The sequence below is a fragment of the Actinopolymorpha sp. B17G11 genome (assembly GCF_040196095.1).
In the GTDB taxonomy this organism is placed as follows: domain Bacteria; phylum Actinomycetota; class Actinomycetes; order Propionibacteriales; family Actinopolymorphaceae; genus Thermasporomyces.
In genome coordinates, this window is record NZ_JBEFTW010000001.1 from 331828 (window position 1) to 350263 (window position 18436).

Consider the following 18436-nt stretch of genomic DNA (forward strand, 5'->3'; position numbering starts at 1 on the left):
GCTACGTCTGCTCGGACCGGGGCTCGGGGTCGGGGACGTCGAGGTCGGCGAGGACGCCGAGCGGGACGGGGTGCGCGAAGGGGCGGCGTGCCAGAGCGATCGTGTCCTCGACGGCCACCGGCCGGCTCGTCAGCGCGGCCGTCAACTCCACGGTGGCGGCGGTGCAGATCCGGCCCTGACACCACCCCATGCCGGTACGGGTGAGGAGCTTCACCGACCGCGGGTCCGTCGCGCCGAGTTCGCGGACTGCCCGGCGGACCGTACCGGCGGTGACCTCCTCGCAGCGGCAGACAAGCGTGTCGTCGGGGAGTCCGGCAGTCCAGCCGTCCGGTGGCGCGTGGACCTGGTCGAGGACGGCAGCGAAGGCCCGCAGCCCGGCCCTGCGGGTCCGGAGCCGCCGCACCTGGCGCTCGTCCACCGCGATCCCGTGCGCGGCGGCGACGGCCAGGCCGGCCAACTCGCCCTCGACCTGTGCCAGTGCCGCTCCACCGATGCCGGTCGTCTCCCCGGCGGAGTAGGCGCCCTCGACCGTGGTCCGTTGGTCGAGGTCCACCGCCACGACAGGTGACCCTCCTCCGTGGTCGCCGGACAGCTCGCAGCCAAGCTCGACGAGCAGGTCGACGTGCGGGGTGAACCCGAACCCGACCGCCAGAGCGTCGCAGGGGACCGCCGACTCCGTGCCGCGGATCGGCCGGCGCTGCGCGTCGAGCCGAGCGACAGTGACACCGGTGAGGGAGGCGTCGCCGTACGCCGCGACGACCGCGTGGCCGGTGCGGTAGGGCACCCGGTGCCGGGCGAGTCTCGCGGCGTACGACGCGGCTTCGGCGAGCCGCGCCGGGTGCCTCGCGACCGCGCGCACATGCTCGAGATAGCCGCGCATAGGGCTCGCTTCGTACACCCCGACGACCCGTGCACCACCCTCCGCGAGCCCGGCCGCGACGGGCAGCAGGAACGGACCGCTCCCGGCGACCACCACCCGTTTACCGACGAGGACGCCGCTGCCCTTCAGGAGCGCCTGCGCCCCACCCGCCGCCACGACGCCGGGCAGATCCCAACCAGGGAACGGAAGCTGCCGGTCGTACGCACCCGTCGCCACGACGAGGGTGTCGGCCTCCGCCCGGCACGGCCGTGGTTCACCGTCGCCGGACTCGTCGAGGGCGTGAACGGTGAACCGGCGGGCCGCGCGTTCGACCGTCCAGACCTGGTGTCGTGGTCGGTAGGTGAGCCGGCCGGCGGCCACCTCTGCGGCGAGAGTGGAGCGGAGCGCGCGGAAGCCGGGACCGTGGGCGTCGGCGGCCGCGTCGTCGCGGTGCCGGAAGAACTGCCCGCCCGGGCGCCCGCCCGCATCCAGCAGGACAACCCGGAGGCCGTGGCCGGCCATGGTCGTCGCCGCGGTGAGCCCGGCCGGACCCGCACCGACGACCGCGACGTCGTGCGCCTCCTCAGTCATCTGGCTCCGACCCGGTGCTCACCACGTCGCCAGGCCGGGCCTCGGCCACGCAGGCGCGCACCGACCCGCGGCCGTTGACGGTCACGAGACAGTCGAAGCAGACGCCGATGCCGCAGAACAACCCACGCTGCTTGCCGGTTCTCGTCGTACGCCAGGATCGGATCCCGGCGGCGAGCAGGGCGCCCGCGACGGACTGCCCCGGACGTACAGCGACCCGCCGCCCGTCGACGACGATCGCGGCCGGCTCTGGGCTCATGCCGGCACCGCCGTCGAGTCGAACCGCTCCGGCCGAAAGGGCCGCACATCAAGACCTGGGTCCTGGCCGGTGAGAAGCGCGGCTACGACGGACCCCGTGACCGGTGCGAGGCCGACGCCCGCACCTTCGTGCCCGCACGCGTGGAACAGCCCGGGCGCGCGAGGATCGTGGCCGATCACCGGCAGGTGGTCCGGCGCGTACGGACGGAATCCACGGTACGCACGGATCGCGGACACCCCGGCCAGGAACGGGAACAACCGCACCGCCTGGGTTGCGAGCCGCTGCAGGACCCGCAGCGACAGGGTGCGGTCGAAGCCCACCCGCTCGCGGCTCGCGCCGATGAGGATCGTGCCCGAGGCCGTGCCCTCGACGACGGCCGACGTCTCGAGGTCGGGGGAGCTGCTCGCGACGTTCGCGACGTACTCCGCGCTGTAGACCTTGTGCCGCACCATCGGCGGCAGCGGCTCGGTGACGAGGACGAACCCACGCCGGGGCAGGATCGGCACCTCGACACCCGCCAGCACGGCGACCTCGCCGCCCCAGGTGCCGGCGGCATTGACGACGGCTCCGGCGGCCACGGTGCCGCCGGTCGTGACGACCCCGGTCACCCGCCCGTGCCGGTCCCGCTCCAGGGCGGTGACCCGGGTGTGCGGGTGGACCGTGGCGCCGTGCGCCCGGGCCGCGCGCAGCAGCGCCGCCGCCGCGAGCATCGGCTGGACCTGCGCGTCCTGCGGGTAGTGGATGCCGCCCGGCAGGCCTGGCGCGAGCCGAGGTTCGAGGTCGGCGAGTTCGGCGTCGCGCACAGGTTCGGCGGTGATGCCGGCGGCGCGCTGGCCGGCCGCGAACGCCTCCAGCCTGGCGTGGGCCTCGGCGGACTCCGCGACGACGACGCCGCCCTTGCGTTCGTACTCGAACCCGCTGTCGCACCCGAGGTCGCCGTCCAGCTCGCGCCACAACGCGAGCGAACGCAGGGCCAGCGCGAGCTCCGGACCGGGTTCCTTGTCCGAGACGAGCAGGTTGCCTTCACCGGCGCCCGTCGTACCCCCTGCGATCCCGGCGGCGTCGACCACCGCGACGGCGAGCCCTGCCCGCGCGGAGTAGTAGGCACAGGCCGCACCGACCACGCCGGCCCCGACGACGACCACGTCGACGGGCGTACGCGAGAACCCGGCAGGCACGGCAGTACTATGTCACATACCGTGCGATCTCCTGCCGAGCCGACTGCTGCCTACGCCTGCGCGGCCGCCGCCAGCGCCGGGATCAGGCTCTCCTCCTCGTAGCGGAAGTGTTCCTCCAGGTTCACGGCGAGCTGCTCCAGCTCGGCCCGCATGGTGACGGCGTCCGCCGCGCCCGGAGTGGAACCAAGCCGTGCCACCAGCTCCCGCAGCCGCGTCAGGGTCTGCCCCACTACCCGATGCTCCCGGCGCAGCCGTTCGACCAGGGGCGCGACGCCGGGCACTTCCGTCTCGAAGGCGGTGAACCCGCCGTCCTCGCGGAGGTGGTGCATGTGGAGGGCGGCGCAGAAGCTCAGGCAGTGCTCCAGCAGCACGCCGTCCAGGCTGTGCCCGTCGTGCGCCCCGTCGGCCGGTGCCTGGCGGCCGGCCACCAGGTCGTCCGCTCGGGAGCGGAGGTCGTCGAGTGCACGTCGTAGCTCCTGGTGGACCTGGGTCAGCTGCGCGCCGATCGCCGTCACGCGGTCCGCGCCGCCAGTCAGGTCCACCGGGCGGAGGGCGACGACGGGGATCCTGCGCGAGGTCATCGCCTGGTACTCGGCGTACGCGGGGACCCGTTGTGCCTGCAGCGCGTAGAGCCGGTCGCGTTCCTCGCCGTGGAGCGGCTCCGCCAGGACCAGGTGGGTGCGTACCTCGCCCTGCTCGCCGATCTCGACGACGACATTCGGGTCGGCGAGCAGGTTGTGGTACCAGTCGGGGTTCCTCGGCCCGCCCGCGTTGGAGGCGAAGATCACGAGCCGGTCGCCGTCGCGGGCATAGGTGGCCGGCGTGGTGTGTGGCCTGCCCGTCCGCGCACCCCCCGTTGTGAGCAGGAGGAGTGGGGTGCCTTCGAAGCGGCCGCCCACTACTCCTCCTCGGGCGCGGAACTCGTCGATCACCTGCTGCTGGAGGGAGTCGTGTGCTGGAGGTCGGTCGTCGGGCACTGGGATACTCCTCGTCAGGATTGCTGTCGACACAGAGTCAATTGGCTTTGATAGCAAAACTACTCTGAGGACGAAGGTAAATGGAGGCTGGTGGGGTGTCAACCCGGAAACGGAGAGTCGCTGCCGACCCAGGGCTGGGTGTCGACGACGCTGTCCGCGCGCTGATCCTGCTCCTGCCGCGGATCGTCGGGCGGGCGAAGCGCGCTCGGATCCCCGACGAGCTGCGGGGGTTCTCCCTGGCGCCACGCCATCTGTCGTTGTTGTCCTACCTGCTCTTCGACGGGCCCATGACCGTCAACGACCTCGCCACCAGGCTGGAGGTCGCGCCGGCGACGGTGAGCCTCATGGTCGGTGAGCTGAGCCGCCAGGGGATCCTCGAACGGCGCGAGGACGACGACGACCGGCGGCGCCGGATCGTGAGCATCGCCGACGCGCACCGACCGGCGATCGACGGCTGGCTCGCCCGTGGCGCGACCGCCTGGCGAAACGCCCTCGAGCCACTCAGCCCCGCCGAGCGCCGGCTGTTCGTCCACACGCTGCGGGCGTACGAAGAGGGCATCGCCGACGGCCAGGACGGCCCCGGTGATCCGCTCTGAGCGAATCCACTAGGCAGGCTGCCGTCCACCAGGATTGGCTGGACGCCATGCAGATCCTGATCCTCGGCGGCACCGCATGGCTCGGCCGGCAAGTCGCGCGACAGGCACTCGACCAGGGACACTCCGTGACCTGTCTGGCGCGCGGAACGAGTGGTGAGGTTGCCGCGGGCGCGGAGCTGGTGGCCGCCGACCGGCGGCATCCAGAGGCCTACGACGCCGTGGCCGGCCGTGACTGGGACGCCGTCGTGGAGGTGTCGTGGCAGCCGGGCATGGTCCGCAGCGCGCTGACGGCACTCGCGGACCGGGCGCGGCACTGGACCTACGTCTCGTCGGGCAACGTCTACGCCTCCCACGCGACGCGCGGCGCCGACGAGAGCGAGGAGACTCTCGCCCCGACCGACCGGGACGAGGTCGACCGCGCGCTCTACGGCGAGGCGAAGGCGGCCTGCGAGCAGGCGTCGGCCAACGCCCTCGACGACCGGCTGCTGATCGCCCGAGCCGGACTGATCGGCGGCCCGGGAGACCACACCGACCGCTCCGGCTACTGGGTGGCGCGGAGCGCACGCGATCCCCACACCCCGCTGCTGGTGCCGGCCACGCCGGACGCGCCGACGCAGGTGGTCGACGTTCGGGACCTCGTCGACTGGCTGCTGGGTGCTGCGTCCGCCGGGACCGCCGGGCTGTTCAACGCGGTCGGACCGACGGTGCCGTTCGACGAATGGATCGAGCTGTGCCGCGCGGTCGGCGGGCACACCGGCAAGGTCGTTCCCGCCGAGCCGGCGTGGCTCGCCGAGCACGGCGTGCAGGAGTGGAGCGGGTCGGTGTCGCTGCCGATGTGGATCCGGGAGCCGGGCTGGGAGGGATTCGCGGCCCGCGACGGGTCCGCTGCAGTGGCGGCCGGCCTGCGGCATCGCCCCCGCGCGGAACTCCTCACCGACCTGCTCGCCTGGGAGCGTACGCAGGGCCTGGACCGTACCCGCTCCGCCGGCCTGGCCCCGGACCGCGAGCGCGAGCTGCTCGACCTCCTCGCCATTTACGGACGCTGAACGTCGACGCGCGCGAAGGCGGCTTCGACCCGCGCCCGGTCATCGGCGGCGTAGTCGCGGGAGAAGTGCGGGATCTCGAGCATGTACCTGCACCGTTCTCGCGGGATGACGCGGAGGAACTCGCCCATGTCCGCCTCCATCTGGTCGAGCATCGGCCCACCCCCCACCCCCAGGAGGTCGATCAACTTGAGGTGACCGTCGGCGGCGCGCATCACGTGGTCGCCGATGTCGATGCCCATCCAGAACCGCACGTTCTCCTGGCAGTGCTTGTTCAGCGCTTCCGTGGCTGCCCGGGCGGCCCGCAGGTCAGGGTCTGGGTCGGCGTCGCTCTTCCAGCGCGCGAGGAACGCGGCCTCCTCATCCGCGCTGACCTGGGTGAGGAACTCGAGGATCGCGAGGTGGCCGCCGCCTTCGAGCTCGGAGACGAGATCGATCCGGGGGAAGTACGGATTTCCCTCCATCCGCCGGCAGAGCTCGACGAACCAGGCGTACGACGGTTCGAACGCACTGACCCGTGCCGCCAGCCCGCCACCGGGCGAACGGAACGCGAGCGCCCAGTCGCCCTCTCCACACGGCGTCCAGCCGTGCGCCTCCAGCCGTACGCGAGTGTCGCGATGGTTCAGGTCCGCCCAACGCACGCCGGCGAACACGGCCATGTCCGGGTCGGTCACCTGCGCAGGCTAGATCGCCGGCGCCAGGACGCGCGACGCGTTTTCGACCCGGTGTTCTGACACAGGACGGTGCTCGGGATTCATGGCCCGCCCGGTGTGAGCTCCTGGAGCTTCGTCTTCGCTCCCTGCACGATCAGGTGCCAGGCCGCCGGGTCGCCCTTCAACACCGACTGGGTGGTGGCCTTGATCTGGTCCCAGGTCGCGTGCGGCGGGATGGGCGGCACCTCGGGATCACAGTGGACGTCCAGGAGGGCGGGCCGGTCCGCCTGCAGGCAGCGTTCCCATGCCGCGCCGAGGTCGTCCGGTGAGTCGACGGTCACCGCCTCCAGTCCGAAGCCGCGGGCGATGTCGGCGTAGGAGATGTCGGGAATCGTCTGCGACTCCTCGAACTTCGGCGCGCCGCCCATGGCCCGTAGCTCCCAGGTGACCTGGTTGAGGTCGTTGTTGTGCAAGACGCAGATGACGCAGCGCGGGTCGGCCCAGAGTTCGTAGTACTTCGCCAGGGTGATCAGCTCGGCGAGGCCGTTCATCTGCATCGCGCCGTCACCGACCAGGGCGACGACCGGCCGGTCGGGGCAGGCGAACTTCGCTCCGATCGCGTACGGCACCCCGGGACCCATCGAGGCCAGCGTGCCGGACAGGGACCCGCGCATCCGGCCACGCATCTTCAGGTCGCGGGCGTACCAGTTGGCGGCCGACCCGGAGTCGGCGGTGACGATCGCGTTGTCGGGGATCCGCTGCGACAGCTCCCAGACGATCCGCATCGGGTTCACCGGGCGCGCGTCGAGCATGGCCTGCTTCTCGACGGTCTCCCACCAGGAGGTCACGTTACGCTCGACCGCTTCCCGCCAGGACCGGTCGGTCTTGCGTTCCAGCCGGGGGATCAGTGCGGCGAGCGCGGCATGGGCGTCGCCGACCAGGTTGACCTCGGTCGGATACCGCATCCCGATCAGGCTGGGGTCGAGGTCGACCTGGACCGCACGTGCCGTGCCGAACTCCGGCAGGAACTGTGAGTACGGGAAGCTGGAGCCGACGATCAGCAGTGTGTCGCAGTCGCGCATGAGTTCGTAGCTCGGCCGGGTGCCGAGCAGGCCGATGGCCCCCGTCACGTACGGCAGGTCGTCAGGCAGGACGTCCTTGCCCAGAAGGGCTTTCGCGACTCCCGCGCCGGTGATGTCGGCGACCCGCATGACCTCCTCGACGGCGCCGCGGGCGCCCTGGCCGATCAGCATGGCGACCTTCGAACCCGAGTTGAGGACCTCCGCGGCGCGGGCGACCTCGCGGTCCGGTGGCGTCACCAGCGAGTCGACCGGCCCAGGTGGACTCGACGGCACGTGCTTGAACGCGTGCTGGGGCGCGGAGTACTCCTCCTCCTGCAGGTCGTTCGGGATGATCAGCGCGGTCGGAGCCCTTCGGGCCTGGGCGGTCCGGATCGCGCGGTCGAGCGCGTTGGGCAACTGCTCGGCGACGTTGACCTCGACCAGGTAGTCACTGGCGACGTCCTTGAACAACGCCTGCAGGTCGACCTCCTGCTGGTAGCTTCCGCCCATCGCACTGCGCGCGGTCTGCCCGACGATGGCGACGACCGGCACATGGTCGAGCTTGGCGTCGTAGAGACCGTTGAGCAGGTGGATCGCTCCCGGCCCACTGGTCGCCATGCAGACACCGACCCTGCCGGAGAACTTCGCGTAGCCGACTGCCTGGAAAGCCGACATCTCCTCGTGGCGGGACTGGATGAAGCGTGGCTGGTTGTCCGCCTCACCGAACGCTGCGACCAGGCCGTTGATGCCGTCGCCCGGGTAGGCGAACACGTGCTCGACACCCCAGTCGCGGAGCCGTCCGAGGACGAAGTCGCCGACTGTCTCGGCCACTGTCCCTCCCTTTTCGTTCCGACGCCTGCAACCGCAGAGTTACCCGCGCACGAAGGTCCGACACCTGCACTTGTCCGGCGGTCGGCGTCCACGCGCGGCCCGTCACCTGGTAGAGAGCAACTCCTTCGCGCGGGACAGCGCGTGGCTCGTCACCTGCTCCAGGGTGCCGGCGCCGTAGGCGGTCTGCCACACCTGGTAGATGTCGTGGTCGTACGCATCCAGCGGCGGCAGGTAACCGAGGCTGTGGCCGTTGGTGAGGTTGAGGACGAAGACCGCCGCCTCGGGCACCTGGTCCCGCAACGTGCGCTGGAAAACGGAGTACGCCTCGCCCGGCTGCGCGACCATCACGACGTCGCCGAGCCGCCACGTCCAGACCGGCTGGGTGGTCGTCGTACCGGTGGGGAGGTTGTCCCGCTGGTCCATCGCGCGGTGGATACGTTCGGCCCGGGCGTGGGCATCGATGCCGGCCCACCGGCGTTCGAGTTCTTCGAACGTAGGAAGGGGTTTGACGGGGACCGACAGCTCGGTCCGGTCGGCGACGACGTGCCTCGGCCAGGTGGCTGCGCGCGGTCGCCAGACCGCGAGCGGCGCGCCGGACTCGACGATCCGCTCCAGCGCCAGCCCGTGCGCAGGTGGCGGCAACGTCTGCAACGCGCCGAGGGCGGCGTGGCCGAGCGCGAACCCGTGCCGGTCCGCCACGCTCGTGTCGCCGGTGTACTGCTCGCGAGGGGCGAGGTCACCGGACGCACCCTGCAGGAAGACGCACGGCGCACCCTCCGTACCGTCCTCGACGATCGCGCGCAGGCCGCCCACATAGTCGGCGGAGACCAGGGTGTTCTCCCACGCGAGGGTCGTGGGATGGCAGGCGTAGTTGATGATGGTCGCCAATACCCGGCCGTCGTCGGCCGCCGCGATCCGGGCGACCATGAGGGTGTCGTCGGCCCTCGCCTGCGGGTTGAACCCGACGACGTACCGGTCGCCGGCGGGAAGGTCGCGGATGGCGGCGACGCTGCTGCGTCCGGTCGCGACCGTCATGCTGGCGGGAACACAGGTGGCGAGCGCTTGGCCGGTGGCCGCCACCGCGGCATCGCGGAGCGTGGCCAGATAGGCGGGTACGCAGGCACCGCCTGGTTGGTCCACCTCGGATGCGTGAATCGATGGACTGGCGTGGGTGTGGACCAGGTGCAGCATCACCCTGGTGGCGTCCAGCCCATGGGCTTGCAGGACCGCGCCGCGGACGTACCACTCGTCCTCGGCGCGCCGCCACACCGACAGGTCGGCCGTGATCAGCACGACCGGCTCGGCGTCGGGGCCGGCCCGCAGGGCGACGGCGGTCAAGGTGAGCGGGCGGTGCGCGCCGGTGGAGACGTCGGTCAGCGCGGCGCCCCAGTTCTTCGCCCTGATGCCGGTGGGCGGAGTGATGTCGCGCCGGCCGACGCCGACCTCTCCCTGCCAGCCGGGTGGTGCCCACGTGTCGTCGCTCATCGGTGCTCCTGCTCCCACCTGTCAGTCACTTCGCGCGTTCGGATCGGTCTCCAGGCGTAGGTCCTCGCCTCGGGAAGCTGCTGGCCTCCTTGGAAGGCTCCAGCATCACGGCGTGGAACCGATGCCGCCCATGGTGCTGGCGGACGCACTCACGGCCGGTCGGTTGGTGAGGGCCTTCGTCAACGCCTGCCGGGTGGCGTCGATCAGCTGGTCCACGTGGCTTTCGGTGTGGGCGTACGACAGGTGGTTGCGTTTGAGGTTCAACGGGAGTTCGAAGATGAGATGGTCGCGCAGGTGGTTCCGGTAACCGATGAACAGCTCGGTGTCGTTGGCAAGGAGATCGCGGTAGGTCCGGGGTGGCGTGTCCATGAAGTACGTGAGGAAGACCGAGCCATAACCGGTGACCACTGCGGGTATGTCGAGATCGGCGCAGACCTCGCGAAGCCCCGCGCGCACCTGGTCGCCGAGGGCGTGGACGTGGGCGAGGACGGGCTCGTCCTGCAGCTTCGCGATCGTCGCCGCCGCAGCCGCGACCATCGCCGGATGTCCGTTGTACGTACCAGCCGCGAAGACCGGCGCACCAGGACGTGAGCTGAGCTGGTCCATGAGGTCAGCCCGCCCACCGAGGGCGGCCACGGGAAGGCCGTTGGCCATGGACTTGCCCAACGTGGTGAGGTCGGGTGTGACCCCGGAGATCGCCTGGTAGCCGCCGAGGTGGTGCCGGAAGCCGGTGATGACCTCGTCGAAGACGAGCACGGAGCCGTGCCGGCTGGTCAGGTCGCGGCAGGCCCGCAGGAACGCCTGGTCCGGCAGGAGCGCACCGACATTGTGCGGGATCGGTTCGAGGATCACTGCCGCGATGTCCGGGCCGAGCGCGTCGAACAGCGTGGTCAGCCCGTCGACGTCGTTGAACTCAGCTACCAGCGTGGCCTCGATCACCTCGGGCAGGATGCCGGCGGAGATCGGGTCCTTGTGGCCCACGGCATCGGCCCTCGAGATGACGTTGAGGCTGACCGCGTCGTGCCAACCGTGGTAGCAGCCCTGGAACTTCACGATGTAGCGGCGTCCGGTCACGGCTCGCGCGAGTCGCAGGGCGTGGAAGGTCGCCTCGCTGCCGGTCGAGGTGAGGAGCAGCTTGTCCACCGAGGGAACGAGACCGGCCACCGTCTCGGCCAGCTCGACCTCCTGCGCGGTGACGCCGACGCCGCACAGGTCGAGGCGCCCAAGAGCGGAGGTGACCGCGGCGTTGACGTCCGGATCATTGTGGCCGAGCAGCGGTGGGCCGAAGGCGGCGTGGTAGTCGACGAAGGTACGCCCGGTCGTGTCGGTGAACGTCGCGCCCGACGTGGAGGCGACCACGAGGTTCTCGAGGCCGGGCACGCACCGCTGGCCGCTGTTGACGCCGCCCGGGATCACGGCACGCGCGCGGTCGGCGACCCGTGAGGACTGACGCTCGGGCTCCGCGGTCCCGGCCATCCGGGCCACCTCCTGCGTTCGGGCTGCGCTCGCGCTCCGCGCGTCTGCGTTCGGTAGAACAGAACGGCGTTCGGAAAACAGGCTATGCTCGTTCCGGAGGGCCCGTCAATGGCTCCGGCGGACCCGTATCGTCGTGGCGGAATCACTCAGGAGTCGTCGTACGGAATCACCTGTCGTACGCAATCACTCAGGGAAGAGGGGCGCAGAGGTGGCACGAGCGCAGCGCGATGCCCAGCCCCAGCGCGCCGACGGCGACCGCTACACGGTGCGCAGCGTCGTGCGTGCGATCGGTGTCCTCGAGGTCCTCGCCGAGCACGGCACCAGCGACGGGATGAGCGTCACCGAGATCGCCCAGGCGTGCGGACTGTCGAAGAGCATCGTCTTCTCCGTCCTCCATACCCTCCGCTCCCACGGCCTCGTGGCCGACCATGGCGAAGGTCAGAGCCGGCGTTACCGACTCGGCATGGGCCTGTCCCGGCTCGGCGAACGCGCCCGCGAGCAACTGTCGCTCATCGACCTTGCCCGGCCGGTCCTGCGGGAGCTCACGCAGACCGTGGGGTTGTCCGCCCGGCTCGCAGTGCTCCAGAACGACTCCGCCGTCTCCGTCGACCGCGTCGTCGTACCCGCCCACGTGCACATCGATCTCCGCATGGGGGCACGGGAGATGATGCATTGCACCGGGATCGGCAAGGCGATGCTGGCGTACCTCCCCGACGCCGAGGTCGAACGCATCGTCGCGGCGGGCGGACTGCCCCGGCGTACTCCGCACACTCTCACCGACCGCGAGGCGCTGCTGGCGCAGCTGAAGGAGATCCGCCGACTCGGGTACGCCGTCGACGACGAGGAGGACGCCGAAGGCATCTTCTGTGTGGGCAGCGGCGTCCGTGATGATTCAGGCGCATGCGTGGCGGGGATCAGCGTGACCGGAATGAAGGCGGGTTTCACCGCCGTACGCATGCGCGAGGTGGGTCGGGCGACCCGCGCGGCCGCCGACCGCGTTTCCGCCCAACTGGGCTTCAGCGGACAGGTGTCGTGAAGCCGGCCACGTAGTCGCCCAGAACGGAGACCATGGCGGCGGTGGGCCGCTCGGAACTGCTCCGCTCCACCGGAGTTGTGCGTTTCACTCGGTCCAGAACTGGCGCACCTCGATCATGGAGGTCCGGGCCGCGGGGTGCTTGGCGGCGACCTCGATCGCCTCGTCCAGGTTGGCGCACTCGATGACGTCGAAGCCGGCCATCCATTCCTTGGTCTCGGCGTACGGCCCGTCGGTGGTCAGCACGGCACCGTCGCGCACGCGCACGGTCGTGGCCTCTGCAGGCGGCCGGACCCGGCTGCCGAACAGCCGGACTCCCCGGCCGTCCATCTCCTCGACCCAGGGGCCGGCGCCGACGTCGACCGACTGGCCGTCCCGGACCTGGACGTCGGGAGCGTTCTCGGCCAGCTCCGCCGGGTCGGTTTCGCTGCAGATCAACAGCAGGTACTTCATCGTTCCTCCTCTTCTGTCGCGATCAAGCGACCCGGGTCGCAGCGCGTCCGCCACGGCCCGGCCGCGGTCAAGCAGAGCCGCTCGGCCCAGTCACGAAAACGTGGGGTCGGCCTTACGCGCGTTCTCGGCGCGACCCGCTGGCTCCTCCCAGTCTTCCTGGCGGCCCAGTGCGGTCAGGTCGAGCAGTGCGTAGGTGTCGTTGGCCACCTCGGTGCCACGCGCATAGGTGGAGTACGTGTGGAAGATGGCGTCGCCATCCCGCAGAAAGCAGCTGAAGCCGGGCATCTCGGTCGAACGTTCCGCGGCCCAGTCCGGGTCGATCGCGGCGAGTTCGGCCTGGCTCCGGTAGTTGTACTCGATCGGCGTCACCGCCGCGTCGAGGGTGACGTGGAAGTCGTAGTTGAAGTCACTGCCGTACGACGAATACCAGGGGAAGGTCCACCCACGCTCCGCCCGGAATGCCGCGATCTTCCCATAGGGAGCACGGGAAACCCGCACGTACGCGGTGTCACGTGTCTTCAGGTGCGCGAGCAGGCCGTCGGTGGACTCGTCCATGGTCGCGGTGCAGCCGGGGCAGGCCTTCTCCCACGACGGGTCGAACATCGCGTGGTAGATGATGAGCTGCCTGTTGTCCTCGAACAGCTCCGCCAGGCTGGCCTTGCCGGTCTCCCCCTCGAAGACGTACTCCTTGTCGATCCGCACCATCGGCAGCCGCCGTCGGTCGGCGTTCAGCGCATCGCGTTCGCGGGTCGACTCCTTCTCCCGCACCAGCAGGTGCCTGCGTGCGGCCAACCACTCCTCGCGGGACACAACCTCGGGAAGACTCATTCTCCTACCTCCGGGTGATCGATCGTTCGAGGCCGGTCCGGCCTCGTCAGGACCATGACGAACGGCCCGGACCACAATCGACAGGCCCCGGCGAGGAATTTCCCGCCGACGGGTCCTCTCCGGTTGGTGCGATGTCCGTTCTGGCGCGGACCTTCTTGACGAAGACCGCCGCGCCGGAGGCCAGGGCTCCGATGGTCGCGATACACAGTGGGCACATGGGGATCACCGACCCTCGGTGTCATCCGGCGGAGGGCCGCTCAGTGTGTCGGCCTTCGGCTGGCTTTGTGCGTCCGTCATGTGGTCTCCTCGTTCCAGGCAGTTAAGGCGCCGCACGTGAGTGGTGACTATTCGAGCCGGCCGAACTCATCGCTGGCGGGCAGAGAAACTGGGAAGGTGATCGGCGATGAGCGGCGGTGAGGAGCGCGACGGGGTTTCGCTGACCAACCTCGACCAGCCGTTGCTCGCTGGCGACAACGCGACGAAGCGGGACTTGGTGGACTATCTGGACACCATCGGCGACCGCCTCGTCCGGGTGCTGACCGACCGGCCGCTGTCCGTGGTGCGCATCCTGCGTGGTCAGGCGCCGTTCATGCAGAAGAACGTCCCGAAGTACACGCCGTCGTGGGTACGCACGGTCATGTTGTGGGCGGAATCGTCCCAACGCGAGGTGGCGTACGCACTGTGCAACGACCGGCGCACGCTGCTGTGGTTCGCCAATCAGCGGGCGGTCGAATACCACCCGACCCTGGCCCTTGCCGAAGGGCTGCACCACCCGACCCATCTCGTCCTCGACCTCGACCCGCCGGACGGTGACGCGTTCGCACCGGTCGTCGGCGCCGCGCGTCTGGTCCGCCAAGCGCTGGCCGACCTCGACCTGGTTGGCGCGGTGAAGACCAGCGGGGCGAAGGGCCTGCACGTCTTCGTACCGCTGGACGAGCAGGCGACCACGGAGGAGGCCGCCGCTGCCACGCGGGCCATCGCGGTCCGGGCCGAACGACTCGACCCGGCACTCGCCACGACGGCGTTCATCCGGGAGGATCGTGGCGGCAAGGTGTTCCTCGACTCGACCCGGGCCGGTGGGGCCACGGTGGTGGCGGCGTACAGTCCGCGCCTTCGGCCGGGCGTCCCGGTCTCGTTCCCGGTGGGTTGGGACGACCTCGACCGGATCACGCCGGGCGACTTCACCCTGCGTACGGCCCCGGGGTTGCTCGGCGACGACGACCCGTGGGCCGCCCACATGCCCGAGCCACAGCGCCTGAGCACCGAACTGGTCGAGGAGGGGCGTGCGATCCCCGTCGCCCGCGTCCAAGCGATGCATGAGGGCAAGCGCCGGGCCCGCGCCCGCCGCGAGGGCCGGTAGCGCGCAGCCTCGTGCGGGTCGTACCAGGATGCCTTACGGGCAAGGCCGCATTGCCGTCGTCACAGACGACGAACGACTCACCGGCTCATCATCACCAGCGAGTTGAGGCGCCAGTGTTCAGCTGGCACACCGGACAGCTCCAGATCCACCTCGCGTCCAGATGGCCCGCCGTCGAGCGTGAACCGTACCCACGCGAATTCCCCCACGCCCAGCGGCGCGCTCTCACCCACCAGCGCACCCCCGGATCGGACGTACGTCGGCTGCGATGGCTGCGTCCCGTCGCCCACGAGCAGGAAGACGTCGCACTCGCCTGTTGGTACCGAAAGCCGGAGCACCCGGGGGTTCACGTCGTTGACGAAATCCCGGCGGAGTGGATCGAGCACGGCACGGTCCCGCGACTGCGGCGCGGCACCGACCCAGCCATAACCTGCGGCACCATCCCACTCGTCGTCCGGTGAGAGCCGTCGATAGCCCGCCAGCAGAGGCGCCGACGCGGGCCCGGCGTCGATGGCAAGAAGAGCGGCGTCGCCAGATGGAACCGCGAGTACGTCGACAAGCCGATCGTCCCCGACCGGCTCGCCATCGGCCGTCACCCCGACCCGCAGGGTCGCAAACACCGGCGTCCCCGCAGCGACGACGGTCACCTCGAGGGCGCTGCCAGCGCCCGCCGGAACGGTGGCCACCGCGTCCTGTGCCGACCAGCCCTCAGGGACTTCCACGCGGGCGGCGAACGCAATGTCGGCGTCGGTCAGGTTCACCACATCCACCGTCACCGCGGAGTCCTGGCCGCCGAACATCGGCGAGGTCGCCTCCACAGCTCCCACGCCGGCGCGCGGCGGCGAAGCGGCGGGATCACGCAGGACGAGCGCATTGAGATGCCAGTGCTGGTCAGGAGCGCCGGAAAACTCCAGGTCGACCTCCCGCCCGTCCGCTCCTCCGTCCAGGCTGAAACGCAGCCAGACGTAGGAGTTGTTCTCCAGGAACACGCTCTCGGCCATGAGCTCGCCGTCGGCCCGAACGAACGTGGGCCAGGAGCCGGCACCCGCATCGCCGACAAGGACGTAGGCATCGAGAACGCCTGCTGGTAAGGCGATACGCAGCGTCCGAGCGGTCGTGTCGTTGACGAAGTCCCGCCGCAGCGTGTCAGGTCCGCCGCGGTCCCGCGACTGGGGTGCCGCCCCCACCCAGCCGTACCCGACCGCCGCGTCCCACCCGGAGGAAGGCGACAGCCGCCGATAGCCGGGAAGGAGCGGGCTGGAGACGGATCCCGCGTCGAGGGCGAGTACGCAGTGCGGCCCGGCTGGAGCGGTGATCACCGGCGTCGACGGCCCGAGAACCGGAAGGCCGCCCGCATCGACAACTGCCTGCACCATGCCGATCTGGGGCGCGATCGGCGGCGTGATTGGAACCGCGAGTACGCCGAACTCACGCGACGCCAGCGCCGCGGTGTCGGTGCCGCTGCTCCACCCGGGCGCCGCCGCGACACCCACCGTCACCTCGCGCTGCTTCGCCGAGGCGTTGCCGACCCGGAGCTTCAGGACGTTCGGCCAGCCGCCGAGCAGCACCGTCGTCTCGGCGGGCCGCACCTGCACCCATTCCCGTTTCTCGTCGAGGACCTTGCCCTGTTCGAAGTAGAGGCCGACGACCGAATCCCGCCACAAGACGGCCTGCTCGACCTGGCCGTCGAACCGCTCCAGCGTCTCCGCATAGCGCCGGGCGTCGACCCGGCTCCCCACTGCGTTCCACAGCTGACGCAGCCGCCTCGCCTGGTCCAGCCCGTCGAAGTGGCTGTCGTAGATGTGCTGGATGACGGTCTTGCCGGAGTGCAGGCGATGGCCGTACGGCACGTGATGCATGAACAGGAGCAGCTCGTCGGGACACGTGGCCAGCGACTCGTACATCCGTGCCACCGGAGGATGGTAGAGGCCGGTGTAGCCGATGCCGGTGGCCACCGTACGGTCGAACCCGGTTCCCTCGGCATCGGCCTGGTGCCACGGGACGTTGCCCCACGGGTCGGGAGTGAAGTGGTCGCCGCCGATCAGGAAGCCGACACCCAACGGCGAGGTGTACGCCTCGTAGATCTCCCATGACCGCAGCAACATCTGGGTGAGGACCTGAACGAGATCGCGATCCAGGCCGAAGGTCATGCGTACCCACTCCTCGGCGATCTCGGCAGGCGCGAGTCCGGGATTCCACGCGAGGCGGCCGAACCCGTGCGTGTTGGCCGCGGCGAGGTGGTGGCCGGTCCAGTTGGTGTCGGAGCCGACGTTCATCACGCCCGCGACACCGCTGTGTGCATAGCCGTACGCCGACCCGTCGATGATGTCCGCGACAAGCGGACCGTCGCCAGTCGCGTGGGTGTCGAAGTCGTAGACCTCCTTCCACATCGGCACCAGGTAACACAGATGGGTGGACTGACCGGTGTACTCCTGGGTGATCTGCAACTCGAGCATCGAGTTCGTGCGCGGCAGCGCGCCGAACAACGGATGCACCGGCTCGCGGACCTGGAAGTCGATCGGCCCGTTCTTGATCTGCAGAACGACGTTCTCGGCGAACTCTCCATCGAGCGGCGTAAATGTCTCGTACGACTTGTGGGCCCACGTCTGCGGGTTGAAGTCGTGGACGAACGCCCGCCACATGACGATTCCGCCGTACGGCCGCACCGCGTCGGCCAGCAGGTTGGCGCCGTCGGCGTGCGTACGTCCGTAGGTGAGCGGGCCGGGTTGTCCCTCGGAGTCGGCCTTGACGAGGAAGCCGCCCAGGTCGGGGATCAGGTCGTAGACTTCGCGGGACTTGTCCCGCCACCATGCCTGCACGTCCGCGTCGAACGGGTCCGCCGTCGAAAGCCCGCCCAGCACGATCGGGCTGGCGAAGTTCGCCGAGAGGTAGAGCGTGACGCCCCATGCCTGCAGGACCGCCGCCAGCCCGGTCAGCTTCTCCAGCATCTCGGTGGAGAGAAACTCCGGGTTGGCGTTGACGTTGTTGACCACCGTGCCGTTCATGCCGACCGACGCGAGCGCGCGGGCGTAGTCGACGTAGTGCGGCAGGACGGTCGGCAGCTCGTCCCAGTGGAAGATCGAAGGTCCGGCGTATCCGCGTTCGACGCTGCGGTCGAGGTTGTCCCAGTGGTTGGCCAGGCGGAGTTGGTTGACCGGCCGCTCGCCGATGTCGAGGGCGTCGAGGCGCTGGTGGGTCTGAACGAGCCGCAGCAGGTGGAACGCGCCGTAGAGCACGCCACGGTCGCCGTTGCTCGCCACGAGAATCGCGTCGAGTCCGTTCACCTGGCGTCGTCGGAGTACGTAGCCTTCCGGGCCCAACCCGGCCAGCTCAGCGGCGTCGACGTGCTGCGCGATGAGAGCGGAGGACTCCGGCGTACCCACGATCACCGCGCCGTCGCGAACGGGTTCGTCCTCCTCCGGCACCTCCCGCCCGGTCAAGCCCGACACACCGCGCCGCAGTTCATCAACCGCAGAACGCAGAACGGCCCCACCACCGGCACTGACGACGTGCGTCAGCGTTCGCCGGTACGCGTTCAGCAGCGTGGAAGAACTGACCAGCCGATAGCGCAGCCACAGCTCGTGGCTGTCCTCCTCGCCGGCCGCGAGGGCGGCGAACGCCTGGGTCGGGTCCGCCAGCAGGTTGGCGCCCAACAAAGCAGCGCTGCCAGCCAGAACGCTGCGACGGGTGAACTCGGGACCCATGTGACGCCCTCCGGCTCGACGCTGCGGGTTCTCCCACGACTGAGAAATCGGTTTC

The 18436-nt window shown here is 70.2% G+C and carries 15 protein-coding genes; 4 read left to right on the forward strand and 11 right to left on the reverse strand.

Going from position 1 to position 18436, the window contains the following annotated elements:
* Position 1: 1 nt before the first annotated feature.
* The 4 genes from ABN028_RS01475 to ABN028_RS01490 are packed head-to-tail and all read right to left on the reverse strand — an operon-like array spanning position 2 to position 3861.
* On the reverse strand, positions 2–1450 hold the full coding sequence (locus ABN028_RS01475; protein ID WP_349695318.1) for an FAD-dependent oxidoreductase: 1449 nt from the start codon (positions 1448–1450) through the stop codon (positions 2–4).
* Positions 1443–1706, reverse strand: a complete 264-nt coding sequence (locus tag ABN028_RS01480; RefSeq protein WP_349328960.1) for a (2Fe-2S)-binding protein — start codon at positions 1704–1706, stop codon at positions 1443–1445. The genes ABN028_RS01475 and ABN028_RS01480 overlap by 8 nt, the downstream gene beginning before the upstream one ends.
* The gene (locus ABN028_RS01485; RefSeq protein WP_349695319.1) at positions 1703–2884 is read right to left on the reverse strand and encodes an NAD(P)/FAD-dependent oxidoreductase; all 1182 of its coding nucleotides are present in this window, start codon (positions 2882–2884) and stop codon (positions 1703–1705) included. The genes ABN028_RS01480 and ABN028_RS01485 overlap by 4 nt, the downstream gene beginning before the upstream one ends.
* A gap of 50 nt (positions 2885–2934) precedes the next feature.
* A complete protein-coding gene (locus ABN028_RS01490) occupies positions 2935–3861 on the reverse strand; it encodes a nitroreductase/quinone reductase family protein (RefSeq protein WP_349695320.1) in 927 nt (308 codons plus the stop codon).
* Between the two features lie 95 nt (positions 3862–3956).
* Between ABN028_RS01490 and ABN028_RS01495 the strand changes: the two genes are divergently transcribed.
* Positions 3957–4457: a MarR family winged helix-turn-helix transcriptional regulator gene (locus tag ABN028_RS01495; protein ID WP_349328957.1), complete on the forward strand. Its 501-nt coding sequence runs from the start codon at positions 3957–3959 to the stop codon at positions 4455–4457.
* Positions 4458–4504: 47 nt separating this feature from the next.
* On the forward strand, positions 4505–5503 hold the full coding sequence (locus ABN028_RS01500) for an NAD-dependent epimerase/dehydratase family protein (protein ID WP_349328956.1): 999 nt from the start codon (positions 4505–4507) through the stop codon (positions 5501–5503).
* Here ABN028_RS01500 and ABN028_RS01505 read toward each other — a convergent pair.
* From ABN028_RS01505 to ABN028_RS01520, 4 genes are all read right to left on the reverse strand, one after another.
* The gene (locus ABN028_RS01505; RefSeq protein WP_349328955.1) at positions 5491–6174 is read right to left on the reverse strand and encodes a hypothetical protein; all 684 of its coding nucleotides are present in this window, start codon (positions 6172–6174) and stop codon (positions 5491–5493) included. The two genes, ABN028_RS01500 and ABN028_RS01505, sit on opposite strands and share 13 nt — an antisense overlap.
* Before the next feature lie 80 nt (positions 6175–6254).
* A complete protein-coding gene (locus tag ABN028_RS01510) occupies positions 6255–8045 on the reverse strand; it encodes a thiamine pyrophosphate-requiring protein (RefSeq protein WP_349695321.1) in 1791 nt (596 codons plus the stop codon).
* Positions 8046–8147: 102 nt separating this feature from the next.
* Complete coding sequence (locus ABN028_RS01515) at positions 8148–9530, reverse strand: hypothetical protein (RefSeq protein ID WP_349695322.1); 1383 nt, start codon at positions 9528–9530, stop codon at positions 8148–8150.
* Between the two features lie 105 nt (positions 9531–9635).
* Positions 9636–11006, reverse strand: a complete 1371-nt coding sequence (locus tag ABN028_RS01520; RefSeq protein WP_349695323.1) for an aspartate aminotransferase family protein — start codon at positions 11004–11006, stop codon at positions 9636–9638.
* A gap of 208 nt (positions 11007–11214) precedes the next feature.
* On the opposite strand from ABN028_RS01520, the gene ABN028_RS01525 reads away from it, so the two are divergent.
* The gene (locus tag ABN028_RS01525) at positions 11215–12042 is read left to right on the forward strand and encodes an IclR family transcriptional regulator (RefSeq protein WP_349695324.1); all 828 of its coding nucleotides are present in this window, start codon (positions 11215–11217) and stop codon (positions 12040–12042) included.
* 84 nt (positions 12043–12126) lie between these two features.
* Here the strand turns inward: ABN028_RS01525 and ABN028_RS01530 are convergent, their stop codons facing one another.
* Both ABN028_RS01530 and ABN028_RS01535 read right to left on the reverse strand, forming a co-directional pair.
* Positions 12127–12492: a YciI family protein gene (locus tag ABN028_RS01530; protein ID WP_349692276.1), complete on the reverse strand. Its 366-nt coding sequence runs from the start codon at positions 12490–12492 to the stop codon at positions 12127–12129.
* Positions 12493–12582: 90 nt separating this feature from the next.
* Positions 12583–13320: a DUF899 domain-containing protein gene (locus tag ABN028_RS01535; protein WP_349328949.1), complete on the reverse strand. Its 738-nt coding sequence runs from the start codon at positions 13318–13320 to the stop codon at positions 12583–12585.
* 403 nt (positions 13321–13723) lie between these two features.
* Between ABN028_RS01535 and ligD the strand changes: the two genes are divergently transcribed.
* Entirely contained in the window at positions 13724–14680 is a 957-nt protein-coding gene (gene ligD, locus ABN028_RS01540; protein ID WP_349695325.1) for a non-homologous end-joining DNA ligase, read from the forward strand.
* A gap of 77 nt (positions 14681–14757) precedes the next feature.
* On the opposite strand, the gene ABN028_RS01545 is transcribed toward ligD, so the two are convergent.
* Positions 14758–18381, reverse strand: coding sequence for an alpha-glucuronidase family glycosyl hydrolase (locus tag ABN028_RS01545; protein ID WP_349695326.1), 3624 nt, complete (start codon positions 18379–18381; stop codon positions 14758–14760).
* Positions 18382–18436 lie beyond the last annotated feature (55 nt).